This is a genomic window from Pantoea sp. MHSD4, assembly GCF_021043305.1.
In the GTDB taxonomy this organism is placed as follows: Bacteria; Pseudomonadota; Gammaproteobacteria; order Enterobacterales; family Enterobacteriaceae; genus Pantoea; species Pantoea eucalypti.
On sequence record NZ_JAJNDH010000022.1, the window covers coordinates 1 to 3491 of the forward strand.

General features: G+C 54.8%; 1 protein-coding gene. It reads left to right on the forward strand.

The features are described from left to right. Positions 1-26 precede the first annotated feature (26 nt). The coding region (locus LQK91_RS21840; RefSeq protein ID WP_105100188.1) for a DUF6531 domain-containing protein at positions 27-3491 on the forward strand (3465 nt) is incomplete at its 3' end.

Sequence of the window (3491 nt, forward strand, 5' to 3'; positions counted from 1 at the left end):
CCTGTACAGTTTCGCACGGAGCTCCAATGGCAACCGGAAATACGATTGGTAAATTACAATATGCGCCTGCGCCACAAGGCCATGTGGCGGCGGGCAGTGCCAACCCGCCGAAAAAGAAAAGCTGGTGGAGCAGTTATGGCGACTGGGTGCATACCGGTCTGGACGTGTTAGGCGCAGTTCCTGTTGTCGGCGCGGTAGCTGACGGCGCGAACGCCGCGATTTACACCGCAGAAGGGGATTATGGTAACGCTGCACTTTCAGCCGCTTCGGCGGCAGCTAACTTTGTACCCGGTGGCGGGGCGGCGTTTAAAGCCGGTAAGCTGGCAGCAAAAGCGGGTAAAGCGGTAGAAGCCGCGAAAGTGGGCAAAGGCATTGCAAAAGAAGGGGCTGAACTGGCTGAAAAAGCAGCCGTCAAAGCTGAAACGACCGCTGCTAAAGCCGAAGCTAAAGCCGCTAAAAAAGAAGCTGATGAAGTTATCAGCGCTAAAAAAGCGGGCAGCGAAAAGGGAGGCAGTGACAAAGGGCATGCGCAGAAAAAGACTGAGCCGTGCAAAATTCCGGCAAGGCCTCTGCCGCAGGTGGATATGGCGATTGGTAGTCCGGTTAACCCTGTACTGGGTATCAAACTGCTGTTCGGCCCTGAAGATAATGATTTCTCTTTCCCGGCATCAGTTCCCCTTAACTGGCAGCGCTACTATTTTTCTGATGAAATCGGCAATGGCTGGCTGGGACAGGGCTGGTCACTGCCCATTTCACAGGAAGTACATAAGAAAGCGGGTCTGCTGGTCTTAATGGATGAACAGGGTCGCGAAATTGAGTTCCCCTATCCGGAAGCGGGCCGCCAGCCTCAGCTTCATCGCTATGAGCAACTCTACCTCTCGCAGCCGCAGCCTGAGGAATTTTGTATTTCGGCCGCGGATGAAAGCCAGCACTGGCACTTTACACATAAAGCTGAATCTGACCGCTGGCTGCTATCCGCCATCAGCGACCGTCACGGCAACCGCCTTATTATTCGTTACAACATCCTGCATCTGCCGGTGCAGATTGAAGACAGTGCCGGGCGTCGTTTTAATATCAACTTCTCTCAGTTTGAATCGGACACGGGGAGTGCTTTTTTCCGTATCACCAGCGTCAGCGTCTGTTATCCGTCTGATCCTCTGAATGCCGAAATTCTGTGCCGCTACGATTATTCACCTCAGGGTGACCTGATTGCCGTGCGTAATGAGCTCAACGAGGTGCTGCGTGAATTCCGTTACCGTAACCATATTATGGTGGCGCATCGTCGTGCGGGCGAAATGGAGTGTTTTTATCATTACGATAAATATTTCCCTGAAGGAAAGGTACTGGCACATCGCGACAGCCTCGGCGGGGAATGGCGTTTTGAATATGGCAGCCAGACTACAACGGTCACTGATGCACTGGGACGCGTGACACGCTATGACTTTGACGACAATAAGGAACTGATTGGCTATCAGGATGCGATGGAAGGGCATATTCGTATTAGACGTAATGCCCGCGGTCAGATGACACAAGTCACCGACCAGAGCGGCCGATTTACACGCTACCGCTATGATGAACGCGGCAACTGTACGGCCATCATTGAGCCAGATGGTCAGACTACACGTTTTGATTATCACGAACGCTGGAACACGCCGGTTCGTGTGACCAATATGCTGGGCGGCACCCGGGAATTTACCTACGACACAGCAGGAAACTTAATCCGTTTTTCGGATGAGATAGGACGCATTACAGAATACAACCATGATGACCGTGGCAATCTGGTCAGGGTGCGTGATGCTGCGGCGGGCGTACAAACGTTATGCTGGAACCAGGCCAACTTTCTGATCAGTCATACCGATTGCTCAGGGCGCACAGCGACATTTGACTATGACAAATATGGCTGGATGAAGCAGCAGACGGATGCCGCAGGCAACCAGACGCTGTTTTATAACCGATGGAATGGCCTGCCCCAGCGTATTGTGCATGCCGATGGTGGAACGGAAAGCTTTGAGTTTGACCGCTGGAGGCGTCTGATTGCCTGGCAGGATCCTCAGGGGCAGGTTACGCGCTGGACGCTGGCTGCTGATGGCTTGCCGCTATCACGCACTGATGCACTCGGCCACAGTATTGGCTATGAATACGATCTGGCCCGTCGCCTGACCGCACTGATTAATGAGAACGGTGCACGATATACATTCCGCTACGACGCCCGGGATAACCAGGTCGAGGAGCACGGGTTTGATGGTTGCAAAACGCGTTATGAATATGATGACAGTGGCTGGCTGCTGATTCGTATTGAAGAAGGCGATGGCAGCGGTCAGGTAATCCACTCGCACTATCAACGGGATCCCGCCGGACGATTGCTGGAAAAGCTGGTGTCGCGCGGTGGAGATGCCACATGGCAACGTACCCGCTATCGTTACGATGCGCTGGGACGCCTCACAGCCGGTGTCAATCACGGCGGACGCTCTGAACTCGAATGGGATGATGCCGGACAACTGCTCGCAGAGCGGACGCTGGTTCGGGGTCACCGTTATGAACTGCGCCACAGCTATGACGAGCTGGGTAACCGGACGCACACCATCTTACCGGATGGGCGGGAACTGAAGCAGCTCTACTACGGCAGCGGGCATCGGGTGCAGGTCAACTTGGGTAACCGTATTATCAGTGAAAGCGAACGTGACGTTATGCACCGTGAAGTGCGCCGTACCCAGGGTGCAATCACAAGTGAATATCTTCACGACGAAATGGGACGGCTGATAAGCCAGCGTGCGGGCCGTGGCGCGCAGTCAGCGGTGGCACGCGAGTATGTCTGGCGTCGCGATGGCCAGCTGACGCAGATGACGGATAAATACACAGGCGATTATCGCTACGAATATGACGCGCTGGGACGGATGACGCGGGCGCGTGATGAGCATTTCGCCTTTGACCCGGCGCACAATCTGCTGAGTGAAACTCAGACGCAGCCATTACAGGATAACCGGCTCAGGGTTTATGAAGATAAACGCTGGACCTATGACGGCTTTGGTAATGTGACGCGCAAACAGAGCGGCCGCCACACAGACCAGCAGTTTATCTGGAACGCTGAACATCAGCTGACCGAATCGGTGAGCACCCGCCACGGGACTGAGCAGCGAACCACTTACGGCTATGATGCATTTGGACGTCGAAGCTGGAAACGCGATGCTTTTGGTATCACGCGCTTCATCTGGGAAGGCAATCGCCTGCTGAGTGAGGTGAGAGGCTCGCGCCAGCACCTCTGGATTTACGAGGATGACAGCTTTGCTCCGCTGGCGCAGATCAGTCTGCAGCAGGGCGAGACGGAGCATGAAGCGCAGGTTAACTGGTATCATAACGACGTGTCTGGTCTGCCACGAGAGCTGACTGGTGCTGATGGCAGTGTGGTCTGGCGTGCCGTCTATCGTGCCTGGGGCAATACGCTGCGTATAGAGCAGGCAGCCGGAGAGAATGCAGAGCCGGTTTATCAGCCG